The sequence below is a fragment of the Pseudomonas sp. C32 genome, from assembly GCF_030417915.1.
Classification (GTDB): Bacteria; Pseudomonadota; Gammaproteobacteria; order Pseudomonadales; family Pseudomonadaceae; genus Aquipseudomonas.
This window is the reverse complement of record NZ_JAUHUK010000003.1, coordinates 315,264-340,643: the sequence shown is the minus strand read 5'-3', so window position 1 is coordinate 340,643 and position 25,380 is coordinate 315,264. Positions and strand designations below refer to the sequence as shown.

Annotated in this window: 16 protein-coding genes and 1 pseudogene; 12 read left to right on the top strand and 5 right to left on the bottom strand. The window is 57.0% G+C overall.

What is annotated here, in order from left to right; translation table 11 throughout:
- Nucleotides 1-366 precede the first annotated feature (366 nt).
- From QYH43_RS05360 to QYH43_RS05335, 6 genes are all read left to right on the top strand, one after another.
- Nucleotides 367-1,932, top strand: coding sequence for a PAS domain-containing methyl-accepting chemotaxis protein (locus tag QYH43_RS05360; RefSeq protein ID WP_095057748.1), 1,566 nt, complete (start codon nucleotides 367-369; stop codon nucleotides 1,930-1,932).
- A 210-nt stretch (nucleotides 1,933-2,142) separates the two neighbouring features.
- The gene (locus QYH43_RS05355; RefSeq protein WP_301156579.1) at nucleotides 2,143-5,901 is read left to right on the top strand and encodes an ATP-binding protein; all 3,759 of its coding nucleotides are present in this window, start codon (nucleotides 2,143-2,145) and stop codon (nucleotides 5,899-5,901) included.
- Nucleotides 5,902-6,146: 245 nt separating this feature from the next.
- Complete coding sequence (locus tag QYH43_RS05350; protein WP_256580317.1) at nucleotides 6,147-7,268, top strand: two-component system response regulator; 1,122 nt, start codon at nucleotides 6,147-6,149, stop codon at nucleotides 7,266-7,268.
- A gap of 121 nt (nucleotides 7,269-7,389) precedes the next feature.
- Nucleotides 7,390-9,030, top strand: coding sequence for a methyl-accepting chemotaxis protein (locus QYH43_RS05345; protein ID WP_301156578.1), 1,641 nt, complete (start codon nucleotides 7,390-7,392; stop codon nucleotides 9,028-9,030).
- A 78-nt stretch (nucleotides 9,031-9,108) separates the two neighbouring features.
- The gene (locus tag QYH43_RS05340) at nucleotides 9,109-9,951 is read left to right on the top strand and encodes a transcriptional regulator (RefSeq protein ID WP_095151319.1); all 843 of its coding nucleotides are present in this window, start codon (nucleotides 9,109-9,111) and stop codon (nucleotides 9,949-9,951) included.
- Between the two features lie 49 nt (nucleotides 9,952-10,000).
- A complete protein-coding gene (locus QYH43_RS05335; protein ID WP_301156577.1) occupies nucleotides 10,001-10,444 on the top strand; it encodes a hypothetical protein in 444 nt (147 codons plus the stop codon).
- 72 nt (nucleotides 10,445-10,516) lie between these two features.
- Here QYH43_RS05335 and QYH43_RS05330 read toward each other — a convergent pair whose 3' ends face one another.
- Nucleotides 10,517-10,966, bottom strand: coding sequence for a response regulator (locus QYH43_RS05330; RefSeq protein WP_301156576.1), 450 nt, complete (start codon nucleotides 10,964-10,966; stop codon nucleotides 10,517-10,519).
- A 412-nt stretch (nucleotides 10,967-11,378) separates the two neighbouring features.
- Between QYH43_RS05330 and QYH43_RS05325 the strand changes: the two genes are divergently transcribed.
- Both QYH43_RS05325 and QYH43_RS05320 read left to right on the top strand, forming a co-directional pair.
- A complete protein-coding gene (locus tag QYH43_RS05325; protein ID WP_301156575.1) occupies nucleotides 11,379-15,890 on the top strand; it encodes a DUF5801 repeats-in-toxin domain-containing protein in 4,512 nt (1,503 codons plus the stop codon).
- A 211-nt stretch (nucleotides 15,891-16,101) separates the two neighbouring features.
- Nucleotides 16,102-16,188, top strand: a pseudogene (locus tag QYH43_RS05320) (DNA adenine methylase); the annotation flags it as partial.
- Between the two features lie 2 nt (nucleotides 16,189-16,190).
- Here QYH43_RS05320 and QYH43_RS05315 read toward each other — a convergent pair.
- The 3 genes from QYH43_RS05315 to QYH43_RS05305 are packed head-to-tail and all read right to left on the bottom strand — an operon-like array spanning nucleotide 16,191 to nucleotide 18,693.
- A complete protein-coding gene (locus QYH43_RS05315; RefSeq protein WP_095151315.1) occupies nucleotides 16,191-16,553 on the bottom strand; it encodes a hypothetical protein in 363 nt (120 codons plus the stop codon).
- Nucleotides 16,550-16,912 (bottom strand): P-II family nitrogen regulator, encoded by a 363-nt coding sequence (locus tag QYH43_RS05310; protein WP_095057754.1) that lies wholly within the window; start codon nucleotides 16,910-16,912, stop codon nucleotides 16,550-16,552. The genes QYH43_RS05315 and QYH43_RS05310 overlap by 4 nt, the downstream gene beginning before the upstream one ends.
- Complete coding sequence (locus tag QYH43_RS05305; protein ID WP_301156574.1) at nucleotides 16,909-18,693, bottom strand: DUF1538 domain-containing protein; 1,785 nt, start codon at nucleotides 18,691-18,693, stop codon at nucleotides 16,909-16,911. Before QYH43_RS05305 ends, QYH43_RS05310 begins: the two co-directional genes overlap by 4 nt.
- A gap of 368 nt (nucleotides 18,694-19,061) precedes the next feature.
- Here QYH43_RS05305 and QYH43_RS05300 point away from each other — a divergent pair, with 368 nt between their 5' ends.
- Together QYH43_RS05300 and QYH43_RS05295 are read left to right on the top strand one after the other, a co-directional pair.
- Nucleotides 19,062-19,760, top strand: a complete 699-nt coding sequence (locus QYH43_RS05300; RefSeq protein WP_095057756.1) for a potassium channel family protein — start codon at nucleotides 19,062-19,064, stop codon at nucleotides 19,758-19,760.
- Nucleotides 19,761-19,928: 168 nt separating this feature from the next.
- Nucleotides 19,929-21,383 carry a TrkH family potassium uptake protein gene (locus tag QYH43_RS05295; RefSeq protein WP_301156573.1) on the top strand — a complete coding sequence of 485 codons (1,455 nt, stop codon included), beginning with the start codon at nucleotides 19,929-19,931 and terminating at the stop codon, nucleotides 21,381-21,383.
- 434 nt (nucleotides 21,384-21,817) lie between these two features.
- Here the strand turns inward: QYH43_RS05295 and QYH43_RS05290 are convergent, their stop codons facing one another.
- Nucleotides 21,818-22,693, bottom strand: coding sequence for a LysR family transcriptional regulator (locus tag QYH43_RS05290; RefSeq protein ID WP_301156572.1), 876 nt, complete (start codon nucleotides 22,691-22,693; stop codon nucleotides 21,818-21,820).
- 99 nt (nucleotides 22,694-22,792) lie between these two features.
- Between QYH43_RS05290 and QYH43_RS05285 the strand changes: the two genes are divergently transcribed.
- Complete coding sequence (locus tag QYH43_RS05285; protein WP_095057763.1) at nucleotides 22,793-23,962, top strand: mandelate racemase/muconate lactonizing enzyme family protein; 1,170 nt, start codon at nucleotides 22,793-22,795, stop codon at nucleotides 23,960-23,962.
- A gap of 102 nt (nucleotides 23,963-24,064) precedes the next feature.
- Nucleotides 24,065-25,372: a C4-dicarboxylate transporter DctA gene (gene dctA, locus QYH43_RS05280; RefSeq protein WP_095057764.1), complete on the top strand. Its 1,308-nt coding sequence runs from the start codon at nucleotides 24,065-24,067 to the stop codon at nucleotides 25,370-25,372.
- Nucleotides 25,373-25,380: the final 8 nt, after the last annotated feature.

Below are 25,380 nucleotides of genomic sequence, written 5' to 3'. Positions count from 1 at the left end.
GCCCCCGCGCTGGGCTTTTTTCTGCCTGGCGTCTGGTCCTGAATAAGGTCTGCAGCTTCTGGCTTCTTATCAGGAAGGCGCAATGGATACGGGCGCAAACGGGTGAGCCTCATGACTTTTCAGCGTTTTTCAGCGTTTTTCAACCGCTGGCGGGCAGGCCACTGCTCATTTCAGAGCGTTTCTTTGGATGGCATGTACTAATTGCAAAAAAACCATCCGTTCGTGACCGTTGCGCAGAAGCAGAAAATATCGAACCGGTACTTGAGGTGCACTCGCACACTTCGAGCCGTTTAAATTTAAAGTGGGCTGCGCACTATTATTCACAGGGATGGCCTCATCCAAACATGGACCTGCCAGAGATGCCTTATGCGCGTTAATTTACCTGTCACTGATTGCGAAAGAGTTTTTTCAGCTGAGCAAAAGTTAATCTCTACCACGGATTTGGATAGCCGAATCACCTATTGCAATGATGCATTTATTGCAATCAGCGGTTTCGAATCCGAAGAAATTATCGGACAGACGCATAACCTGGTGCGTCATCCCGATATGCCGCCTTCAGTGTTCGGTCACATGTGGGAAACCATCAGGCAAGGCAAACCCTGGATGGGGATCGTCAAGAACCGTTCGAAGAATGGTGATTTCTACTGGGTCAACGCCTATGTCACCGCCATCTATGAAAATGGTCGAATCAGTGGTTATGAGTCGGTGCGTTCACTGCCGACCAGTGCCCAGATCCAACGTGCAACCGCGCTCTACGCCCGACTGCGTGCCGGAAAAAGCCCCGTCGCATTAAGTGCACGCATTTGCCGTCCGGTTCAACGCGGCTGGCCATTCTTCCTGGCCGGTGCCGTTTCATTGCCGGGTGTTCTCTGGCTTGCACAACCTCAGGCGCTGGCGCTGATGACGGGGAGTCTGATGGCTGCCTGGTACGTGGTCGAGCGCCGTCAGCGCAGAACCATCGAGCGCACCCTGGCTGAACATCCGAAAGCCTTTACCAGTCAATTGGTAGCCCTCACTTACAGCGACAACCCCGGCGTTCAAGGGCAGTTGGATCTGGCCATGCTCAGTGAAGAAGCACGTCTGCAAACGGCGCTGACCCGACTGGTCGATACAGGGGTGAGTGTAAAGGCCGAGGCAGGGCTGGCCTCTGAACTTTCCGGTTCGCAGGCGAAGTCTCTGGATCGTCTGCGCAATGAAACCGATCAATCGGCCGCAGCTATCTCCCAGATGGCGGCGACGATTCAGGAAGTCACGCAAAACGTGCAGAACACCGCGAATGCGGCATCCGAGGCGGATCAGTTGGCGCGGGAGGGCGGTGATGTGGCGCAGCAAAGTCTGCGAGCCATGATGAACATGAGTGAAGCTGTGAGCGAAATTGGCCAGGCGGTCAATGCGCTGGCGAGCGAGACCCAGTCAATAGGCAGTGTGCTGGATGTGATTTCGTCGATCGCCGACCAAACCAATCTATTGGCGCTGAACGCGGCCATTGAAGCGGCTCGGGCAGGCGAGCATGGCCGGGGTTTTGCGGTTGTCGCCGACGAAGTGCGCACCTTGGCGCAACGTACGCGGACCTCGACCGAGCAGATCCATGGAATCATCGCTTCCCTGCAAACCGGCTCTGATCGGGCAGTAGTGACCGCGAGCAGGGGTGAACAGATTTCCCGTGACAGCATGCAGAGTGTCGAGGCGGTGCAGTCCGCCCTTGTCGGCATCAGCGGGGCTGTCAGCCGAATCACGGAAATGAGTCACCAGATGGCGTCGGCATCGGAAGAGCAAAGCCAGGTGGCTGAAGACATCAATCAGCAGATCACGCGTATTGCCCAGTTGTGCGATCACAGCGCCGGGCAGGCCAAGCAAGGCGTGGAAATCAGCCAGGAACTGGAACGTATGGCGGAGTATTTGCACAGCCTGGCTGAACGCTTCAATCGGTAATACCCCATCCCCTCGAACACCCACAGGGACGTGGGGGTACGCATTTGAAGCACTGGCACGGGCGTTTTTCGCCCGATTCACGGTTTTTCAACGTTATTTCATCAAACCAAATAATGGATCAGCGGATTTCACAGCGCAGCCCAAGAGGTCGCGGTTTACTGCTCGATGAGCTTTCGACGTGGGTCGGGGCAATGTCGGCAGGAGAATCTCGTGAGCCTGGAACGTCTGAGCAAACTCATCTCTATAGGATTTGGGCTGGCATTAGCTGCCTGCCTGATGACCCTGGCAGTGGATGAGTACTTCGGGAAGCAGGCAGCGCAAGCCACTGATCGACGTCACCAAAGCATTACCACCATTGCCCAGATAGGCACCCTCAACCGTGAACTGACCCAGTTGGCTCGTCTGTATGTCACTACAGGCGACGAGTTGTTTCTCACCCGATACAACCAAAAATGGCAACAAGGCCGGAAGTTTAAAGAAGTTGCACAGGATTTCCGTGCGATGGGACTGAGCGATACAGAAGAGCAATTGCTCAAAGCGGTCGAAGTCATGGATGTAAAACAGACGGATATGGAGCGTCTGGCCATGCGGGAAAGTTTCCATCGTGGGGGGCCGTCACTGCTTTCCGGTACCACTTACATTAACTCCGAGTGGGGTTTCGCGGATGCGCTGAATCAGCTGATCACGGAAACAAGCGAACGCTTCAATAACGACTTCAAGGTTGCCCGGAAGAAGGCCGAACTGGCCAGCCGAATCAATGTATTGATGCAGTTGATTACACTGGGCGCCGCACTGTTGGCATTTCTGATCATTTTGCGACGCCAACTGGTGGTCCCGCTGCTGGGGCTTTCCGAGCGCATACGCCGGCTGCAAGCCGGGGAGGCCGTTGGTGAACCGGAGCCGCGCACCGGCCTTGCCGAGGTCGTGGCACTGAATGAAGCGTTCGATGCCTATGTTGACGTCAATGAAGAGTTGCGCCGGCAGCACTGGGTGAAGGTGCGCCTTGGTGAACTGTCCCAGGCGTTACAAATGTGCGCGACCCCACAGGCCTTTGCGGCGACGCTGCAACAGCGGTTGCAGGATTGTTTGAATTGTCACGCGGTCTTGTCGTTTGATGCGGTGCCCGACGTGCAACGCAGTGGTCAAGTGCACTTCAGCTTGCCATTGCTGCAAGAGGGGCAGCAGTTGGCCAGCCTTGAACTTGATTTCACTCAGCGTCCGGATCCCGCCCAATTCAAGCTGCTCGACAGTCTGCCGGCGCGACTTGGCACGTTGCTGCACCTTGTGCAACAACGACTCCACAACCAAGAGCTGTTACAACAGGCCCGCCGACAGGCTCGGCAGCTGGAAGACCAGGCGCAGATCCTGCAGCAACGACAGGATTCACTGGAAGCCACCGAGAGCTGGTATCGCGGCATCGTGGAGTTCGCCCCTAAAGCGCTGCTCGTGTTTGACGAAAATGGTGTGATTCTGGCGAATCAGCAAAGTGAAGTGACGTTTGGTTATGCACCTGGCAGTTTGCTCGGCCAAAGCTATCAAGTCCTGCTCCCGGACAGTCAACGTGACCTGATCGTATCGATGGTTGAGCAGTTGCGCATAGACAAGGTGCTCGACCCGGTCGAAGTCATTGCGCGTCGCGCGGATGACAGTGAGTTCCCTGTGGAATTACGTCTCTGCCTGCTGCCCGCACGGCAGGATCGCGGTGAATGCCTGTGTGTTGCGATTCGCGATCTCACCCAGCGCAAAGCGGACGAGCGCCGTCTGCGTGAAGCGCACGAGCAACAACAAGCAATCGTCACGGCGGCGCCTTGTGGTATCGCGCTGGTGCAGGGTGGCGTGATTGTGCAGGCCAATTTGCGCCTGGACGAACTCTTCGGCTTTACGCCGGGCGAACAATTGCAATGTTCCCCGGTGAGTTGGCTGGATCAGGTCGTGTGGGCAGAGACGAAGGTTGCATTGGAAGCACAGGTTCGGGCGACCCTCAACAGCGGCGAAATTTATCATCAGCATCTGCAACTGTGCCGCAAGGACTCCACCAGCTTTTGGGCGAGCCTGAGCGCACGTGCCATCGCGCCCGGTGACCTGTCCCGTGGTTCGATCTGGATCGTCGAAGACATTTCCGCCCACCAGGCCGCAGCCGCCGAAATGCAGCAAGCGCAGCTACTCGCCGAGGAGAGCGCACGAATCAAGTCGGAGTTCCTGGCCAATATGAGCCACGAGATCCGCACACCGATGAACGCCATCATCGGCATGACGCATCTGACCTTGCGCACGGAGCTGAACGAACGCCAACGTGATTATCTGAGCAAGGTACAGAGCTCCAGCCGACACTTGCTGGGCGTTCTTGACGATGTCCTGGACTTTTCCAAGATCGAGGCAGGCAAGCTTCAGCTGGATGTCTGTAACTTCAGTCTGACTGCGTTGCTGGAAGAAGTGGTTGACCAGGTTCGTCCCCGCATTGCCGATAAACGCCTGGATCTGCGCCTCAACACCGGGGCGGATGTCCCTGAGCGCTTGTGTGGCGATCCGCTGCGGCTGCGTCAGGTGCTGCTGAACTTCCTCAGCAACGCGGTGAAGTTCACTGAACGGGGGCAGATCCGCATAGAGGTCAACCTGCGTCAGGCCAGCCAGGATGATGTGCTGTTGTACTTCAGCGTGACGGACACTGGCATCGGCTTATCCGCCGAGCAACTGGAAGTCCTGTTCCAGTCCTTTCAACAGGCAGATGCCTCGATCACCAGGCGCTTTGGCGGAACGGGTCTGGGGCTGGCGATTGCCAAACAATTGGCCGAGCTGATGGGCGGGCAGGTGGGTGTTCAAAGTGAACTGGGCGAGGGCAGTACATTCTGGTTTGAGGTCCGTTTGCAATTGGCCCAGGACGACGTCATCGACAACCTGTCCCACACACCGCACCGCAGTGATTGGAAGGTGGCCCAGGGCACGCGCATCTTGTTGGTGGAGGACAACGAGCTGAACCAGCAGGTTGCCGCCGAGTTGCTGCGGGCAGTGGGCTGCAGTGTCGATATTGCGTTCGATGGTCGCAAAGCGTTAGAGCGGCTGGCGGCAGAAGAATATGACCTGGTGTTCATGGACATGCAGATGCCGGTGCTCGATGGCCTGGCCGCCACCCGCCAATTGCGCCAGCGGCCCGGATTGAGCGCGTTGCCGGTCATTGCGATAACGGCCAATGCCCGGCGTAGTGACCATGACGCGTGTCTGGCCGCCGGTATGAACGACTTTGTCAGCAAGCCTTTCGAGCCGCACGCGCTTTACGCGATGTTGCGACGCTGGCTGAGTGATGCGCCGATCAGCCTCGGTGGCGCTCATACACGTAAGCCAACCCCGACTGCACACGTTACCAATGCCAAGTTCAGTCTCGACGGCGTGGATACGGAAGCGGGAATGCGGCGGGTGTTGGGCAATCACCCTTTGTATCTGGATTTATTGCGCAACTACCTGGCCGACCAGAGCCTTCTGCTGGAACAGTTGAACGTGACGCTGGCGACGGGCGATCTGGAAAGAGCGGAGCTGTTGGCACATAGCTGCAAAGGTGTATCCGCAACCATCGGCGCCGACACCGTCGCGCAAGCAGCGCATGCATTGGAGCAAGCGCTGCGCATCAGGCAGCCGGCTGAGATGTTGCAAGTATGCCTGGAGAGGTTGACCCAACCCTTGGCGGCGCTCCTGGGCCAACTGCGCGAGCAATTGCCGGCAAAGGTCGAATCACCGTCAATGCAGGTTGACTTGCCCCGGTTGAACGAAGTGTGTCGCACGCTCGATGCGCTGCTGGGTGAGTCCGATGGGGACGCTGTCCATTACTTCTCCCGACATTCCGTGTTGTTGCGGGGCGCGTTTGCAAATGGCTTTGCGCCACTTGAGGAAGCGATAAAGCGTTTCAGTTTCGAGCAAGCACAGTGCCATCTGAACGAGGCGCTACAAGCCTATGCAACAGCGGCGATGAGCGAATAGCAGGTGGGTTATGCGCGGTGTTTGCCAGCATCAGGACTCTGCTCAAAAGTTTTCAGCGTTTTTCAGCGTTGAACAGAATGCGCTCAGACCAATTCAGAGCAGAGTTGCGCAGGGCATGCGTTACTGCAAAAAAAACCTGGCAAAGATAACGGACGATTCTTGCCCCATTGTGCCTTCAGGCCAGTTGCGTCTGCCCCGGCAGATTTAACGACGCATTGGTGTGTGCCCGTTGCGAGGATGTCTTGTTGAACCAATTTCCCCGTAAACCCATCGTGCTGGTGGTTGACGACATGCCGGCCAACCTGCAGTTGATCAATGAACTGCTCCGTGAGCAGTATCAATTGCGGGTTGCTGTCAGCGGCGAGCAGGCGCTACAGATTGTCGACCGAGTCCTACCCGACCTGATCTTGCTTGATGTGCAGATGCCTGGCATGGATGGTTATGAGGTCTGTCGTCGTCTCAAAAGCAATCCGAAAACCATGGATGTCCCGGTTCTGTTTCTGAGTGCCAGAAACGAAGATGAAGATCAATGCCTGGGGCTCGAACTGGGCGCTAGCGATTACCTGAGCAAGCCGGTCAATCCGCCCATATTGCTGGCGCGGGTGCAGACACAGATGCGTCTGAAATTGGCGGCAGATCTGCTGCGTGTGCAAAACAACTTTCTCGATCAGGAAGTACTGGCGCGAACCCGCGAACTGCAAGCCACCCATGACGTGACCATCATGGCCCTCGCGTCACTGGCCGAGACACGCGATAACGAGACAGGCAACCATCTGCGACGCACGCAGCATTATGTGCGCGCGTTGGCCGAGGCACTGCGTCATCACCCACGATTCAGCGCGTTTCTGGATGATGAAAGCATTGAACTGATGTTTAAGTCAGCGCCGCTGCACGACATCGGAAAGGTCGGGATCGCGGATCATATCCTGCTCAAGCCTGGCCGTTTCGAGCCCGCCGAGTTCGAGATCATGAAGACCCATGCCCAGTTGGGTTATCAGGCACTGGTCCATGCGGAGGAGCTGTTGGGGCAGCCCGTTCCCTTCCTCAGCATCGCCAAGGAAATTGCCCTGTGTCATCACGAAAAATGGGACGGCAGCGGTTATCCGAACGGGCTGGCCGGTGATGCCATTCCGGTGAGCGCCCGACTGATGGCCGTGGCGGATGTCTACGATGCGGTCATCAGCCGGCGCGTATACAAGTCGCAGATGAGCCATCAGACGGCTGCAACCATCATTTATGACGGTGCCGGCCGGCATTTTGATCCGGATGTGGTGCTGGCCTTCAGGGCTCTGGAGGACGAGTTCGATCAAATTGCCCAGCGCTTTTCCGATAGCGAGCCCGCTGAGCCACTGACAATGGCCGGATAGCGGCGTTTCACCAATACCTTTCTTGTCAGCGAGACCTTCAGGTTCCTGAATGGACCTGAGCACGCCTGAATTCGACGTTCAACCCAGAGATGCACCCCCACACGACGGTAGGTTTTTCTGTATGAAATGGTTCTACGACGCCAAGATATCGTTCAAGCTTTTTTTGGCCTTTGCGCTCTGCGCAGGTATTACGCTGGTCGTAGGTCTGCTGGGGAGCCAAGGTGTCGGCTCGCTGTCGTCGAGCCTGCAATTGGTGTTCGCGAACAACCTGATCTCTGTGGCTAAAACAGCGGAAGCCAAAACCGCGGCCGCAGATCAAAACCGTGACCTGTATCGTCTTTTATCAGCAACGGCTGCGGGCGCACCGCAATCAGAAAAAGACAATATTCTTGAGAGCTTGAAAAAAAGCCGTGAAATCAGCGAAACGGCTTTTGCTGTGTATCGGGCAACGCCGCTGGCAGACGACGAACGTGCCGCCGGTGACAAAATGGAAAAGGACTGGCCTGTTTATCAGGCACTTGTCGAGCGTGCCATCGCACTGATAGCAGAGGGCAACTTGGCTGCTGCGCGAGTATTTATCGGCGCTGATGTACAGCACGCCTTCCGTACCGTGCTCGATGAGCTGAGCATCATGGTTGAGTCCAACAATCGCCAGATAGGGGAAGGCGCTGTCGATGCGGCCCAGCGCGACCGTACGGCGAAGTTCAATTTGTACGTGGGTATTGCGCTGGCTTTCATCGCAGCCTTCGGTTTAGGGCTGTTCATCAGTCGAGCAATCAGTGGCCCCCTTGCCATTGCACTGGCAAGTGCTCAGCGCGTCGCAGCGGGCGACCTCACTCAAGCCATTTCATGCACTCGACGCGATGAAACGGGCCAACTGTTGTCGGCGTTAAGCGACATGCAGAACAACCTCAAAAACACGATCCAGCAAATTTCGAGTGCTGCGGACCAACTGAGTTGCGCGGCGGAAGAGCTTAATGCGGTGACGGAAGAAAGCGGGCGCGGGCTGATACGCCAGAGCGACGAAATTCAACTGGCTGCAACCGCCGTCACTGAAATGAGCGCAGCTTCAGAGGAAGTCGCACGCAACGCGGTCTCGACTTCTGAGGCGTCCAAACTCACCAGCGAAGAAGCCGCAAATGGTCGAGATCAGGCGCGTGAGGCCGTGGACGCGATTAACACCGTCGGTTCCGAAATCAGCGGCTCTACCACCATGGTTGAAGAACTTGCTGGCAGTGTCCGCGACATTGCCAAGTTACTCAGTGTTATTCGCAGCATTGCAGAGCAGACCAACTTGCTTGCACTCAATGCCGCCATTGAAGCCGCACGCGCTGGCGAGCAAGGTCGTGGATTTGCCGTGGTTGCCGACGAAGTCAGAGCGCTGGCGGCGCGCACTCAAGGGTCCACGGCTGAAATTGAGGCGATGATATCGCTGGTACAGAACCGAGCGGATGATGCGGTACACGCAATGGGCAAAAGCAGCGCCTTGGCCAGCAATGCTCAATTGCTGGCAGATGCCACGGGGCAGGCGCTTGAGCGTGTTGCTCAAAACATTGCGCAGATCAACGATCGCAACACGATGATAGCCACCGCATCGGAAGAGCAGGCCTATGTGGCGCGCGAGGTCGATCGCAACCTTGTAAACATCCGTGACCTGTCTACACAAACCGCTGCCGGTGCTAATCAGACTAACGCGTCGAGTCAGGAGCTCTCTCGTTTGGCGGTGTCATTCACCAATCTGGTGCGCACATTCAAGCTTTAACAGCTGTAAACAGTGCGACTCAATGGCCTTTGTACTTATAGCGTCTGAATTCGAGTCTGCATTTATGGAAATGCCGCTATGGGCCTGCTGATTGATAAACAACTGGTGTTCGACGAAGACAACTTCCTCTTGTTTCGGCTGGATACCACCGGTGAAGAGCCCTTGCGGGTGGGTGCAATCGCCAGCCGATGCCTGGCGATGTTGCTCAGGTCCGATGGCTCCGTGGTTCGCAAGCGCGATCTGATGTCCGGGGCATGGGGCCAATACGGTTTGGAAGTGACCGACAACAGCCTGGCCCAGGTGGTCCGACAGTTACGGTTGGCGTTGGAGAAACTGCAACCTGATCGGGACTTCATTCAGACCTTACCCCGCATCGGTTACAAGCTCTCGGATGGTGTGCGTGTCGAGGAGTGGTTGGCCCTGCCAGCCTCAGGTGCAGATGCAGCTGAAAACGCGGCGTCCATTGATGACGCGCCGCTGTCGAACCCGGTCGATCGAGTGGAGGAGGGTGTGCGTGCGCCGATGGCACCGACACACGCGGCGGCGTCAGCGTGTCCAGTGCCATCGCAACGGCGTTGGGGCCTATGGCTGGCTTTACCCGTGTGGGGCGCGTTGGCATTCCTGCTGGGCACCCAGGGATGGGGACTGCCCGATGATGCGCCACCGCCCGAATTCACCGCGCCCGTGACTGTGGAGGACGTGCACGTGCATCGTTCCGCTCAAGACGCTCAAACGCTGACGGCGCCCCATCTGCAACGAATGGTCGGGCACAGTCGAAAACTGGCAGGGCTGCTGGAACTCTCGGCGCAAAACATCCATCTCTACCTGTTACCGTCGCGTCGAGGTGCGGATCAGATTCTCTGTGATGGCGAACTGGAGAGCACCGTCAGCCGCTGCATAGGCGTTCAACAACATGACTAGACGCGCGGAAAATGCTGCATGGTGCCTGGCTTTCGGCGTTCTGGGGCTGTTGAGTGTGGCGCTGGGCCGGCTGATGACAGAGCGCGACGAACGCCTGGACCTTTGGTGCACGGGGGAGAGCGCGCATGAAGTGTCTTCCGGCATGCATCCGGCCTGGTTGATGACGCGTTTTCGACTGGATTTGAGCCTCGAGGGGCTCAGCCATATGCGCATGATTGCTCAATTGATCGATGCCGAAACCGGGGATGAAATCGGCACGATCCACCGCAACAGTGCCTTTGAAGTCAATCAGCAGAAGCAACGCCTGCAGGTCAATGTAATGCGGGGCGCCAAGGGTGAAACAGATAAAAGTCTTCCTGAACTGACCGGCACGCTGAGCATGTTTATTTTCCGCCCGGACAGCAGCCTGAGTTACTGGGTGCGGTCGTTGTCCGGGATGCGTTACTTGTTCGATGATGGCAATGACATGTTCATTTTATGCAGCAGAAGGTAACGCGCAGACGTCACTCATCCGAGTGACTGGCCACGCGCAGTGTTGGTTTTCGGTGCCGGTTTCCCGGTAAGTCTAGGTTTTGATGCCGAGCTCCCGGTAAACCAATGGGAGGAGCTGGTCGGGCTCTATCGGCTTGAGCAGAAAATCAACAATGCCCAGATGCATTGCGGCAATGGGGTCTCTGACTTCCGCATCGCCGGAAATGACCAGGACAGGAAGATCGGCCCACACGGACTTTCGGATCTTGCGAATAAAATCCAGACCATCGGTCGGTGACATCCGCAAGTCTGTAATGATCAACTCGATTGCATCGTCAGCGACCAGTAACTTCATGGCGTCGTCAGCGCTTGCTGCTAAAAGGCTCTGGATGCCTTTAAGTTGGAGAATCCCGGCGATCATCTCACGCAAAGCGCGGTCGTCATCAACGATCAGCACCTTTTGAGGTCTTTTTTCTGCCTCATGGAGGTTGGCAGCGTTGATCGCCTCGTGTTCAGCGCCACTCAAAATATCGTCGTCGTTCATAGTCCCTCATTCAGTCAATACTGCTGCCGATTGGCCTTTTTCCTTTGATTCAAGGATCAATCAAAACTTCGTCGGTTGCGCCTGCATTTGCGGGTAGCGAAGCGTACCTGAACGCCAAATGCGGACTGTTCAGTATCAAGGTATAGCCGAAATTACGGCCATTCGCGCCGAGCGAAAAAAATATTGAGTGGCTGTTCAACGCGCCTTCGGCCGAAGGCTGCGGTGCCCGCCACCCTGGCGCTGAACACCGCAGCAGGCTCCCGTCTCCCGCTCTCCAGTAGTCTGAAACTCCCAGCCCGTCTGGGAGTTTCAGACGATGTGCAAACTTTGGAGCTTGTTCATAGTTGTGGCCTATAGAACAGACAAAGGTCTACGGTCGGTCTCGATGACTTGACCTGCTCAGGAGAAAGTCATGACTATGCGCAAGAAAACCTCATCGCCAACGAATGACCTGACCGTCACCACCGACCAGCAAGACTACGCACCGGGCAGCACTGCCACTATCACGGCCGGCGGGCTCGCCCCCGGCAGCACCGTAACGTTCGAAGTGGACCACGCCGTCGGTGCTGGCGCGGATAGCGTGTGGGGCACGCCCGACGATGTGCTCGATACCAACACCGGCGATGGGCACGAGCCCTGGTCCGTGACCGATGGCGGTGCCGGCGATCTCGATGGCCAAGTCAATGGCAGCGTTACCACCTCGTGGTACGTGAACCCCGACGACTCGGCCGGCGCGACGTTTCTGCTCACCGCGGCCTCGGCTGGTGCCGATGGTGCGTCCGGCACGGCTGACGATGCGGTGGCCACAGCGTCCTTTACGGACAGTGCTTTTGGCGTCGAGCTGACCGGCGAGGACGTTACGCTGGACGAAACGGCCGGGTTGCAGAACGCCACGGCCACTCCAGCCCCTGGGGGAGACGCGGACGACAACGACACGTCATTGGCCTTGCCGGGGGCGTTTTCCACGCGACTGGGCACTCTTGGGGCCGGTACCGCAACGGGTGTGGCCCTGAGTGGTTACAACGGGGAAGTGGGCAATACGGGCAGCACGGCATTCACCATCACCTCTGCGCCCGGAGGCAGCATTACCGATGTCAGCTTCGTTGACAGCGCTGGCGCTGCGCTCGATGGCGATGACAGTGGACTGTTTACCCTCGATGGCACCAGCATCCTTCTCTATACGGATTCAGATGACAACATCGTTCTGGGCCGGGCCGGTGGGCCGAACGGCGCGATTGTGTTCGCAGCTTACATAGAAGAAACCGGAACACCGGTCTCTGGCGGCAAGATCTGGATCGTGGAGTACCAACCGATTCAGCATCCAGGCACGGCGAACCCTGATGACTCGGTCAATTTGATGGATAAGGTTTTCATCGGTGCCAGCCAGGACCTGGCGTTCAGTCTGCTCAATGCACCCTCCGGTCAGAACCTCTTCCTGATGTTTACGAAGCTGAACCCGGAAACTGAAATTGTAGACACTGTCACGCGGATCACGGACCCCACCATCATCGCCACCGGCAAGAACCCCGCAAACCAGTCAACCGGAGTCAATATAACCACTGGCGACACGATCAATACCAGCCAGGCGGGTGGCCCGACCACCTTCGGCACCAACAATCAGATGATTGTGGAGCAAGAGGGCATCCGCTTCTCGTTCGTCACGGGAGCCAGGCAAAATGTGACTGTTCCCTTCCTCGATCAGAACGAAGCAGATCTTGAAGCCAACGTCGACTTCACCGACGTCTTCAATGCGAAATCGGCGAGTTTCGACGTCGTACAGTTGCAGAGCGGCAAGAGTGCTGTCGTAAGAGTCAGCGCCTTCAGCACCGAGGTTGAATCTAAAGAGGATTTCATCGACGGATATGCGGATGATACGTCGATTTCAATCACCAGCGTTCGCGTCACCAACATTAGTACCGGGGTCGTCGCGGACTCCACCGCACCGTCGAATACCCTGGGCATTGTCTTCAGCTTTGCCGGTGGGGTTGTGACCATCAGCGGCGTCAAGGCTGGCTACGAGATTGAATACACCACAACGGCGGATCACAACCGCGTGCTCATCGAGAACGGCGCGGCCGTCGACGCCAAGGGCAACAACCACGCCGATTTTGACATCGGTGGCTTCAGGCTGCTCCAGGCCTCTATCCAGACCGTCGAAATCGGCTCCAAAATGATTTTCGACGACGACGGACCGAGCATCAGCACCACCGGCACGGAACCCACGCTGACGGTAGACGAGACGACACTGACAACCGACGCTACTCAGAGCTTTGCGGCCAACTTCATCTCGGCGTTTGGCGCTGATGGGGCGGGCACACTGACCTATGCGCTGAGCATGGTGGCCGGTGCCTCCGGGCTGACGGACACGGCCACGGGCCAGGCGGTAATCCTGTCGCTCAACGGCGCGGTGGTCGAAGGCCGCACGGAAACGAGCGACGATCTGGTGTTCACGGTCAGTGTGGCCGCCAATGGCAGCGTTACGCTCAACCAGATTCGGGCAGTGGTGCATACCAACACAGGCGATCACGATGACTCGACGACTCTAACCTCGGATGACTTGGTGAAGCTGACAGCGACCAAGACCGATGGGGACGGCGACAGTGCCCAGGCGACCCTTAACATCGGACAGAACCTGGTGTTCAAGGACGATGGGCCAAGCATCAATACCACCGGCACGGAACCCACGCTGACGGTGGACGAATCGGACCTGTTAAGCGACGCAACCCAGAGCTTTGCGGCCAACTTCAACTCGGCGTTTGGCGCTGATGGGGCCGGCACGCTGACCTATGCGCTGGGCATAGGGGTTGGCGCCACCGGGCTGACGGACACGGCCACGGGCCATGCGGTGGTCCTGTCACTCAACGGCACGGTGATCGAAGGCCGCACGGTCACGAGCGACCAGCTGGTATTCACGGTCAGCGTCGACGCCAATGGCAGCGTTACGCTCAATCAGATCCGGGCCGTGGTGCATTCCAACACAGGCAATCCCGATGATTCGAAGAGCCTGGCCTCGGACAACCTGGTGACCCTGACGGCGACCAAAACCGACAAGGAAGGCGACAGCGCCCAGGCGACCCTCAACATCGGGCAGAACCTGGTGTTCAAGGACGATGGGCCGAGCGTCAACACTTCCGGCACGGAACCCACAATGACGGTGGACGATTCGGCCCTGGGGGGCGATGCCACCCAGAGCTTTACCGCCAACTTCAGCTCTGGTCCTGGCGCCGATGGGGCAGGGCCACTGACCTATTCGCTGGGCATAGGCGTCGGCGCCACCGGGCTGACGGATACGGCCACGGGTCAAGTCGTGATCCTGTCGCTTAACGGTACGGTGGTCGAAGGCCGCACAGCCGTGAGCGACGATCTGGTGTTCACGGTCAGCGTGGCCGCCGATGGCAGCGTTACGCTCGATCAGCTCCGGGCGGTGGTGCATCCCAATATCAACGATCCCGATGACTCGACGACTCTGGCCTCGGACAATCTGGTGACGCTGATAGCGACCAGAACCGATGGGGACGGCGACAGTGCCCAGGCGACCCTAAACATCGGGCAGAACCTGGTGTTCAAGGATGACGGGCCATCACTCGCGTTCGGCAACCTGATCGGGACCGGTAGTCTCCTTCCACAATACGGGTACTGGAACAGCGCGGCGGGAGCCGACGGGCTGGGCGCGACCGGCTTGAACATTTCGTTGGTGAACAACCAGTTCACCCTCGTCAGGCCGGACAACTCGACCCTGCTCGGAGTCGGCTCGCTGACCGAGCAGGGGAGCTCACCGGATATCAACGGCGCGTACCATTTTGCGGGTACGTTGACCGGTGATTTCGACAATAACGCCGCAACGGCCAATACCAGCGTCGACTACACGCTGACAGCCTTTGCCGATGGCACTTATGCACTCGATCTGGTGCAAGGCTTCCATTCGACGATCGTGCTCAGCAGTGCCGACGGATCGCTTGCGGCCGGCGGCCCGGATCCAGTGCGCACCTTGCTGATTCCGCAGACGAACAACCCGGCCATTCCTTCGACTTCCGAGGAAATTGTGTTCTTTTCCGCAGAGTCGCTTGCGACGACTGATCAGATCCTGATCGGCATCGGGCTCGGAGCCTCCGACCCTACCGAAGCCACGCTACAGACCAACCCGCTGCCGGCGTACATCGACGCCGCCTCCATGAACGTCAGCACGTCCGGCATCGGCGTCGGCAACAACGTGTTCCAGGGAGACAACCAGGTGGCAATCAGCGCCGCCGATGAAAGTTTTGTGATCAATCCGGAAACCCTGCTGGCGGGCATGAAGGTCTTTATCGACAACTCCGTAGGGGGTTACAACACCGCGACCGAGGATTTGTATTACAGGATTTTCTACGAGAATGGCACGTACTCGAATCGCATCGAGGTAAACACAGTGACATCGGAGGCGGGTGGGCAGGTGTCCTTCCTCATTCAGAAGGAGGGCGCACTGCTGATTGACGCGGTTCAACTGACGATGGGTCGGGGCGATATCAAGATTCCGGTGATTCAGTTCATCTCGGAGAGCGAGAGCCTGGCCAACGATGTGAAACTGGCGTTCAGCGCGACACTGACCGACAAGGATGGCGATTCGGCGACGAGTACGTTTGACGCCAACCTGTTCGCCAATGACGCGGCCAATGCACAGTTCGACTACACGCTAGTGGGCACGATCGGCGAGCAAGATGCGTTCAACATCGACCTGTCGATCAATGACAACCTGTACCAGGTGACCGGCTTCGATGTAGGCCCGGACGTGCACGACAAACTGGTGATCAACGGTGTGCAGAACACCTTCCAGATCGACAATACCGGCTTTGACAGCATCGTGACGGTGACCGAGCCAGGACAGGTAACGACCATCACCGTGGTCGGGGTCGACCTTCAGGATAGCGACCTCTTCTTTAGCGCCTGAGGCGTCGCGCGCGTGAACGAATGCGAGGGTGGTGCAGGAAACCACCCTCGCATTTTTTTGCGGCACCCATACAAGATCGTCAGTTGAAATCAAACAGGTTGTTAAGGGTTCGATTTATTGACTGATGAACAGCCTCTGCTTCTGTGATGTTGCCATTGAGCGCCGCATACTGGAGATTGATGGAAATCAAAAATCATCAAGACGTGGGTTTTTTTTGTTTGAGAACTACGAGCGCATGGCCGACTTCAGGCGCAATTGCAAGGGCAGTGTGATGGTCCGTATCAGCGACCACCCGGACTCTTACGCGACGCCAGCAGGCATAGCCATGGGCGTCGCGAAATTTAACGCAATCATGTACACCGAACCCCGGCCTGGCTCGGTCAGCCCGGCGTGGGCGCAGATGAATTCGAATACCGCTTCGGCCTCGGCCTCATCCACCACCACATTGATTAGTCGGGACAGTACCGCCTCGGGCACTTCATGACGGGGAGCTTGAGCCGCCTGCAGCACGGGCACACCGCGGCAGCTAACGCTGTCCGCGCGCGTAATGCCATGTGTATCGCGCAACAACTGCAATAGCCTGCGCTCCGTACCATCGTCCGGCAACACGCAGGTGATAAGTTTCGCAGCCCCACCCGGTATACACGCCGTCACCACGCTCACGAGATATTCCCCTGTTCAAGCATTTCGCGGGGAATGTAGGTGGCCACTTTTTCCACCGGTGTCGCATAGATCATTCCCGCTCCGGGAACATTCAGGTTGGCGGCGTGGTAGATGGCTTCGAGTACCGCGTCCTGGTAGTCGACCGCCACCAGCAGGCTGACCACTTCTTTTTCCGCATCGATAGCAACGCTGAGCAAACCGAGCCGCTCGCGGGGGCCTACACCGTGGGCGTGGTAGACAATGGCGCCTGGCGCGCCCATACCCTGGGCCGCACGGATCACCTGGTCGGCGCGACCGACGGGAACAATGCAGGTGATCAGTGCCACATCAGTCAGGTAGGTAATCCCGTCAGCTTTCATCCCGCTTCTCCCGTGCTCAATAATGTATTTGCCGGCTGTTGCGCGGCAGCCTTTGTCTGTTTCCACGACTGAAAGCGCGCCCACTGTCCCAGGAGCATGACGCTGATGATGGGACCAACGGATGCCATGCAGAGAATGCCGAAACCTTCGACTGCGTGGGTGGCATTGCCCAGTCCCAACCCCATGGCAAGAACAAGCGGAACGGTGATCGGCCCAGTGGTGACTCCCGCACTGTCCCAAGCCACATTGACAAACTCTTCCGTCGAAAAAAACGTCAGTACCACGGCAAACAGGTAGGGCGGCACCACCAGCCAGACCAAAGGCAGGTCGAATACCAATTTGGCCACGCCCACCGCAATACCGCAGGCGACGCCTATTGAAACTGCGCGGATCAGGCTGCGCTTGCGGATAAAACCATTGGTCAGGGACTCTGCTGTGACGCCGAGCGCATTGAGCGCGGGTTCGGCAATGGTCGCCCCATACCCGAGCACCCAGGCGAAACCCAAGGCCAGTACCAGTCCCACCTGATACATATAAAGCGGAGAGTCTTCTGTGCCAGGGGTTTTCATGAAGGCCGCCGGAATCAGCGAACCCGCACTCCCACCCAGTTTCGACAGGCCGTACGTCAACCCGAGATTGAACACACACATGCCGGCTACGGTCAGTGCAATGCCGAGGAAAATCTCGCCACGTCGTGGCAGGCGCTGGCCCAGCAGAAGTTTCAGCACGATCAGTAAAAATATCACCAGAGGCACAATGGCTCGCAGCCCCGAAACAACCTCCAGTCCGGGGCTGACCGTGTGCCAGGGTGCAGCCAGTTGTCCGGCGCCGGTCATGGCCTGCGCTGCGACGATTATTTCCGCTGGCGAGGAGAGCGCCGCCACGTACAGGCCGAGCAGCATGACGCCCATGACGGGAAACAGCGAGGCCAGGGTGACAATGCCGAACCCGGACAGACCGGAGCCGCCCTTGCCAGCGGCAGCCGCAATGCCGATACCCAACGCCAGCACCAGCGGTACGGTGACCGGCCCGGTGGTGACCGCGCCAGCGTCCCAGGCCAGGCCAATAATCTTCGCAAGCTCAGGGTCCCGGGTCATGTAAACCGTCAACAGCAGCACAGGTGCCAGCGCTAAATAGATCAGCGGCTTCAGGCTCCAGCCATAGAGAAACCGAAGCGTACCGGTTACAGCGGCCAGGCCGACGCTGGCCCCCACAACCAGGACGAGTTCGCCGGTCCACTGGTTGAGTAACGCCCAGAGGTAGGGCGCACGCTCTGCAGAAACGTTCTGCCCCGCAGCGCGCAGCGCCCCGATAGCGGGTTCAGCGAAAGTCACCCCGATGCCCAGCAACAGGGTAATCAGCAACACCACAGGCAGGGATAACTTACGCGGAAGGTTACTGCCAATTATTTCGCCCAACGGCATCAGGCCGAGTTTCAGCCCTTCCATGAACAGCATCAGTCCGACGATCACAGCGAACAGGCCGCCCGCGACAATCAGCGAGTCCTCCACCACTTGGCGCAGGATGATGATCTGAAACAGTACGAGGTACATCGCTAACGGCGCCACGGCGCGAAGCTGCTCTTTCAGCCGGACATTGAGGTAGGGCCTGAGGATGGCGGCGACCTCGACTCCGCGCAATTTTGCAGCTTTGTGAGGAGCGGCCTGCCAGTGGCCATCGGCATTGCGAACCGGTGCGGATACCATTTCTCGCATGGGTATTTCGCGGCGACCGGCGCCGATCATCTGCATGTAGTCGGCGTAGCGAATGGAGTCTTTCATAGGGTCATCTGTTTAAGTAGATCTACGGGTAGGGGACCAATAGCCCGTCGCATTGGCGCCGATTCGGGCTTAACCCAATTTTCCTGCGGCGTACAACTTTGCCTGCCCTCGGTGAGTAGGGTGTTGACTTCAATCATGAAGTTGATCGCAAAGAAGGCAGCAGAACTGCACTTTCTACCGTGAATTCTCCGTAGAGACTTCAGCGTAGCAGAGGGCGTTTTTTGCTGGGTGTGAAGCTGCCAGTCAGGTCGAAAACTCTTACAGGTATACGCGACTAGCGCTTCACTCCCAACTATTCTGAAGCAAGATCAGAATTCACCCGTGTAACATCAGGTATCGAGCGTTGCTTCGGCATTAGGGAAAACGGTATGACACATCTGCAAGATAAAGCCGATTCCGACGCGGATTTAGCTCAGATGGTGATAGGGCTGGGGCCCTGCACTTATCTGTTGTTGCTCTTGCTCGGGTTGATCCTTCTGTTTCCCTTTCTGGAGGAGGGGTTGATTGCTCGCACGTTGCTCGGCATTCTGTTTTCGGCCGTGCTGCTCGTGGGTGCGTTTGCCACCAGGCAGACCCGGTCGGGGTTCATCTTCAAACTGTGCCTGGCGTTGTTTGGGATTGGCCTTCAATGGGCGGCCTTGTGGACGGAGAGCATCGCGACGCTTGAACTTGCCGGGATAACCTATGCGGCGTCTCTTGCGGTTTCGTTCAGCGGAGTGCTTCGCTACCTTCTCAAGCGCGGGCCAATTACAGCCGACAAACTGCATGGCGCGCTTGCTGGCTACATCATGCTGGCCTTTGTCTGGTCCTTCATCTATGCCCTGGTCGAGATTTCCGCCACTGGCTCCTTCGGACCTGGCAACTTCGATTTCAGACAACCCGGCACTTTCTTTAAGCTGATCTATTTCAGCTTCACAACGCTTACTACCACCGGTTACGGCGATGTTATTCCGTTGACCAACCACGCTCGCTCACTGGTGATGGTGGAGGAATTTTCAGGCGTCTTTTATGTGGGGGTCGTGATAGCGCGGCTTGCCGGTATTTATCCGTCGCGTCAGGCCAGGTGACGCCCGATTTGCCTGTGCCATCTACGGGCATTTGTAAGCAACCAGCATCGGACAGTTTGCTGTCGTCGTATGGGGCGAGTACTGCCTATCACGGTTTTACGAAAAATTTACGGGGCCTGCAGGTTGGGCATCCGATACTGCGTGGTGCTCATTTGGAACGCTACGGTTATGTCCCTTGCCGCAATTCGGCTTATCGGCTTCATCTTAGGCATTTTTCTGATCACGCTGGCCATAAGCATGGCTATTCCCATGATCACACTGGTGGCCTATGAGCGTAGCGACGATCTGTCGGCCTTTCTCTGGTCGAGTTTGATTACCTTCATCTGTGGCTTCGTGTTGATTGTGCGGGGGCGCCCGGATACGGGTCAGCTTCGGCCGAGGGATATGTATCTGCTGACGACTGGCAGTTGGGTCGTTGTGTGCAGCTTCGCAGCGTTGCCGATGGTGTTCATCAGCGATATCAGCTACACCGACGCCTTCTTTGAAACGATGTCCGGCATCACAACCACTGGCTCGACCGTACTCACCGGCCTGGATACCGCATCTCCCGGCTTGTTGATATGGCGCTCCATGCTGCATTGGTTGGGAGGCATCGGTTTTATCGGCATGGCTGTGGCGATCCTTCCGCTGTTGCGAGTAGGCGGCATGCGTCTGTTCCAGACAGAGTCCTCAGACTGGTCGGAGAAAGTGACACCGCGTTCCCATGTCGCAGCCAAGTACATTCTTTTGCTCTATCTGGGGCTAACTGGCATTGGAGCGCTGGCGCTCTGGCTCACTGGAATGACGCCATTTGAAGCGGTCAACCACGCAATGTCGTTGATCTCCACCGGGGGATTTTCAACGTCGGACGCTTCACTTGGGCATTGGGCGCAACCAGCGATTCACTGGGTGGCAGTGGCCATCATGATTCTGGGTAGCCTGCCGTTCACGTTGTACGTCGCGACATTGCGAGGCGATCGGCGTGCGCTGGTTCAAGATCACCAGGTACGCGGGTTTCTTGGTTTCTTGATTGTTACCTCGCTGGCGGTGGGAACCTGGCTGTGTTTTCACAGCGATTACGGATGGTGGGATGCGTTTCGTATCGTGGCGGTCAACGTGACCTCGATCGTTACAACCACCGGAATTGCGGTTGGCGATTACACGTTATGGGGCAGTTTCGCTGTCTTGCTCTTTTTCTATCTGACCTTCGTCGGTGGATGTTCCGGCTCCACCGCAGGCGGTCTCAAGATCTTCCGTTTTCAGGTGGCTGCCGCGCTACTGGTAAGCAGTTTGAAGCAGTTGATCCATCCTCGAGCCGTGATTCAGAAGAGGTACAACGGTCATCCCATTGACGAGGAGATCGTGCGCTCACTGTTAACCTTCTCGTTTTTCTTCACCATTACCATTGCCGCCATTGCCTTGGGTTTAGCGCTCATTGGGCTTGATTGGACAACGGCGTTGAGCGGTGCTGCTACTGCTGTGTGTAACGTCGGGCCAGGGCTTGGCACGATCATTGGGCCGGCAGGTAATTTCTCAACCTTGCCGGATGCCGCCAAATGGCTACTGACCGTCGGAATGCTTCTAGGGCGACTGGAAATCCTGACGGTGTTGGTGCTCGTAACGCCGGTTTTCTGGAGATACTGACCCACCTTTTCGGGGTTGAGTCCAAAAGGTACATGGGGGGCGACAATCAATTTTCGATACGCGCCCTATGAGGCAGCAAGTATTTCCAAAGAGAGATCAGTGGTCTTTTTGGTTGCGGGCGTTGGCCGAGTACTGCCTTTCACGAAGGGCTGGGATTGACCCTTACCACTCCAACGATTCCCGCCTTCAACGCCATTGCCCGCATGATTCCCCCAAAGACGGCGCGCGTCAGGTCTGCACTACCGTCAATGACGATGAAACATCGCCAGGCCGCACTAGCTGTTGTTGGAAAAATCGCGGCCCCGAGCGTAATTAGATGACTAGCCTCAAACAATGGCGATTGAGTGATCAAACACTTCACGAATCGTGGCGTATTGGATTTTTTGGCACCAGAACGCCTTTGGCGAATGAAGACTGGCTGCGGCCCAATGTGTCTAGTCGCCTAGCTTGGCCCAGAACTCTTCGGCAGAGGGACTGATTGGGGCTGTGGGACGAGTGAGGTGAATTTCCAAGGGAATATCCCAGCTTTCGTCGAGTGCCCTGACCAGCCGACCGTCAGCCATTTCCTGTTCTGTCAGGCTTTTCGGTAACCATGCGACACCCTTGCTCTCCAAGGCCATGGACATCAGCACTGCCGCAAGGTGGCTGCTGAAAAGTGGTTTGAGGTGAAGGTAATCTTCCTTGCCATGCAGTCGGTGAGCGACGATACGCCCCAGTCCGGACTCATGGGTGTAAGCGAGGTAGGGCAATGCCGCCGGGGAATTGCCGAAGTTGAGGGAAGCACTCGCCAGAGGAACGAGAACGTCCTCTCCAACCTTCTTGCCAATGAACTGATCAGGGGCCAGTAATGGTGGAACGTCGGGGTGGCGGTGGCAGAGCAGAAACTGAACCTGGCCATGTATCAGCATCTGCTCACAGACAGCCATGCTATCGGAGTGCAGTTGCACAGCCTCGATTGGAGCACCGTTTTCTGTGCTGCGAAGCCACCGTGGAAAAAATGTAAACGACAGGGAGTGAGTTGCAGCGAAGTGCAGGGATTTAGCGGCCATTCCCGCCACCTCTTGAGCTTCGTTGCGCATCCTGTACAAGCGCCTGGCTGCCTCCTGAGCACTTGGCAAAATTTGCCTCCCGGCTTCGGTCAGGGTCGCCCCTTGAGGGGTGCGAACGAACAGCTGTACGCCCATCCAATTCTCCAGTGAACGGACTCTGCGGCTGAATGCCGGCTGAGTAACGTGCCGCGCTTCTGCGGCACGAACAAAGCTGCCGTATTCCGCAAGCGCTGAAAAATCTTCGAGCCAGACGAGTTCCAAGGGCAATGCCTCCTGTGCATAGGGCGCGGCATTAATAGCATTGGGCGAGTCCCATCGCAAAGCATAACGTTGGGCCACCAACAACAAGAGGAACCCGTCATGCGTATCGTAGACATCCGTGAAAAAACAGTTTCGATTGCTTCTCCAATCGCCAATGCCTACATCGATTTTTCCAAAATGACCTGTTCGGTCGTCGCTGTTGTCACGGATGTGATTCGCGATGGTAAACCAGTCATCGGTTACGGCTTCAACTCCAACGGTCGCTATGGTCAAGGCGCTTTGATGCGTGATCGCTTCCTGGCGCGAATCATGGAAGCTGATCCGGATACTCTTATCGACCATGAGAACAACAACCTGGATCCGTTCGCCATCTGGAAGGCCCTGATGACCAACGAAAAGCCAGGTGGCCATGGCGAACGTTCAGTTGCCGTTGGCACCATTGATATGGCCGTGTGGGATGCCGTTGCAAAGATCGAAGGTAAACCACTGTACCGCCTGCTGGCCGACCGTTACCGCGACGGCGTGGCAGATGACAAGGTTTGGGTTTACGCGGCGGGTGGTTATTACTATCCGGGCAAAGACCAGACCAAGCTCAAGGCAGAGATGCAGAGCTATCTGGATCGTGGCTACGACGTCGTCAAAATGAAGATTGGCGCGGTGCCACTGGACGAAGATATCCGTCGTATCGAAGCAGTACTTGAAGTGGTGGGTGACGGTCGTCGACTGGCTGTCGATGCCAATGGTCGCTTCGATCTGAAAACAGGTATTGCGTACGCAGAGGCCATCAAGAAGTACAACCTCTTCTGGTACGAAGAAATTGGCGATCCGCTGGACTACGCATTGCAGGCTGAACTTGCAAATCACTATGAACTACCAATGGCTACTGGTGAAAACCTGTTCTCCCACCAGGATGCTCGTAACCTGCTGCGCCACGGTGGTATGCGCCCTGATCGCGACTACCTACAGTTCGACTGTGCATTGTCCTACGGCCTCGTGGAGTACATGCGCACCCTGAAGGTGATGGAAGAAATGGGTTGGTCTTCTCGCCGCGTAGTGCCGCACGGTGGTCACCAGATGTCCCTGAACATCGCTGCAGGCCTGCATCTGGGCGGTAACGAATCTTATCCAGACGTATTCCAGCCATTCGGTGGGTTCGCTGACGGCATACAGGTTGAAAACGGCTACGTAGGCCTTCCTGACATCCCAGGTGTTGGCTTCGAAGCCAAGTCAGCTCTGTACGCAGTTATGCGCGAGCTGGGCGAGGGCTGATAGCCCCGAACTGTGGCCTCTGCCCTTGAGGCCACAGTTATCCGGCGTCATCCGCTGACGCCACGCCACACGCCCATCACAAAAATAAAATGAGGTGCTTCCGTGGAAATCTCCAAGTCCCGCTGGTACAGCCAGCTCTATGTGCAGGTGCTGATCGGCATTGTGATCGGTGCCGCAATCGGTTACTTCGTCCCCGATATCGGAGCCAAGCTCCAGCCTTTTGCTGATGGCTTTATCAAACTGATCAAGATGCTGTTGGCGCCCATTATTTTCGGTACCGTCGTCGTTGGTATTGCCAAGATGGGCAGCATCAAAGAAGTTGGGCGGATTGGCGTCAAAGCGCTGCTCTACTTTGAAATCCTTTCAACCATTGCGCTGGTCATTGGCCTCATCGTGGTCAATATCGCAAAGCCAGGCGTTGGAATGAATATCAACGCTACCACGCTGGACGCCAGTGCAATCAACAAGTACAGCCAGGCCGCGAGTGAGCAGGGCGGCACCGTTGAGTTCTTTCTTAACATCATCCCGCACACCTTCATCGGCGCGTTTTCGAATGGCGTCATGCTTCAGGTCATCTTGCTGTCGGTCTTGATGGGTGTTGCTCTGGTTCAAATGGGTGAAACCAGCAAGCCGCTGATCAATACCATCGATCTGTTTCTGCAAGGGCTGTTCAAGATCGTGGCAATGGTAATGCGTCTGGCCCCGATTGGTGCCGGTGCCGGCATGGCTTTTACCATTGGCAAATACGGGATTGGTACGTTGCTGTCACTGGGCCAGTTGCTGGTCGCGCTCTACATCACGACCTTGATTTTCATCGTGGTAGTGCTGGGCACGGTTGCTAGATGGTCGGGCATGCCGCTCATGCAATTTCTTCGTTATTTCAAAGATGAAATTCTCATCACGCTTGGCACCTGCTCAACCGAAGCCGTACTTCCGCGAATGATGGTGAAACTTGAAAAGCTGGGCTGCAAGAAGTCAGTGGTGGGCATGGTGCTACCAACTGGATATGCCTTCAATGCGGATGGCACCTGCATTTACCTCACCATGGCGGCGATTTTCATCGCGCAGGCAACCAATACACCGCTGACATTTGTGGATCAGATGATCCTGTTGGGCGTCTTTTTGCTGACCTCGAAAGGTTCTGCGGGGGTAGCGGGTGCCGGATTCATCACCTTGGCGGCAACGCTCACAACCATCCACTCAATTCCGCTGGTAGGCCTTGTCCTGCTTTTGGGCATTGACCGATTCCTCAACGAAGCGCGAGCCGTGACCAACCTGATCGGCAACGGTATCGGCACCATCGCGATTGCCAAGTGGGACAACTCGTTCGATGTCGAGGCCTGCGAGCGTGAAATTACTGCAATGAAAAACGAAAAGGCAGAGCGTAAAGCCCTGGTAGCGCAAAAGTAGTCGGCATC

Excerpts from the sequence above, each read along its gene's own strand:
- QYH43_RS05360 (WP_095057748.1), top strand. The coding sequence starts at position 367 with ATGCGCGTTAATTTACCTGTCACTGATTGCGAAAGAGTTTTTTCAGCT.
- QYH43_RS05345 (WP_301156578.1), top strand. The coding sequence starts at position 7,390 with ATGAAATGGTTCTACGACGCCAAGATATCGTTCAAGCTTTTTTTGGCC.
- QYH43_RS05340 (WP_095151319.1), top strand. The coding sequence starts at position 9,109 with ATGGGCCTGCTGATTGATAAACAACTGGTGTTCGACGAAGACAACTTC.
- QYH43_RS05330 (WP_301156576.1), bottom strand. The coding sequence starts at position 10,966 with ATGAACGACGACGATATTTTGAGTGGCGCTGAACACGAGGCGATCAAC.
- QYH43_RS05325 (WP_301156575.1), top strand. The coding sequence starts at position 11,379 with ATGACTATGCGCAAGAAAACCTCATCGCCAACGAATGACCTGACCGTC.
- QYH43_RS05310 (WP_095057754.1), bottom strand. The coding sequence starts at position 16,912 with ATGAAAGCTGACGGGATTACCTACCTGACTGATGTGGCACTGATCACC.
- QYH43_RS05305 (WP_301156574.1), bottom strand. The coding sequence starts at position 18,693 with ATGAAAGACTCCATTCGCTACGCCGACTACATGCAGATGATCGGCGCC.
- QYH43_RS05300 (WP_095057756.1), top strand. The coding sequence starts at position 19,062 with ATGACACATCTGCAAGATAAAGCCGATTCCGACGCGGATTTAGCTCAG.
- QYH43_RS05295 (WP_301156573.1), top strand. The coding sequence starts at position 19,929 with ATGTCCCTTGCCGCAATTCGGCTTATCGGCTTCATCTTAGGCATTTTT.
- QYH43_RS05285 (WP_095057763.1), top strand. The coding sequence starts at position 22,793 with ATGCGTATCGTAGACATCCGTGAAAAAACAGTTTCGATTGCTTCTCCA.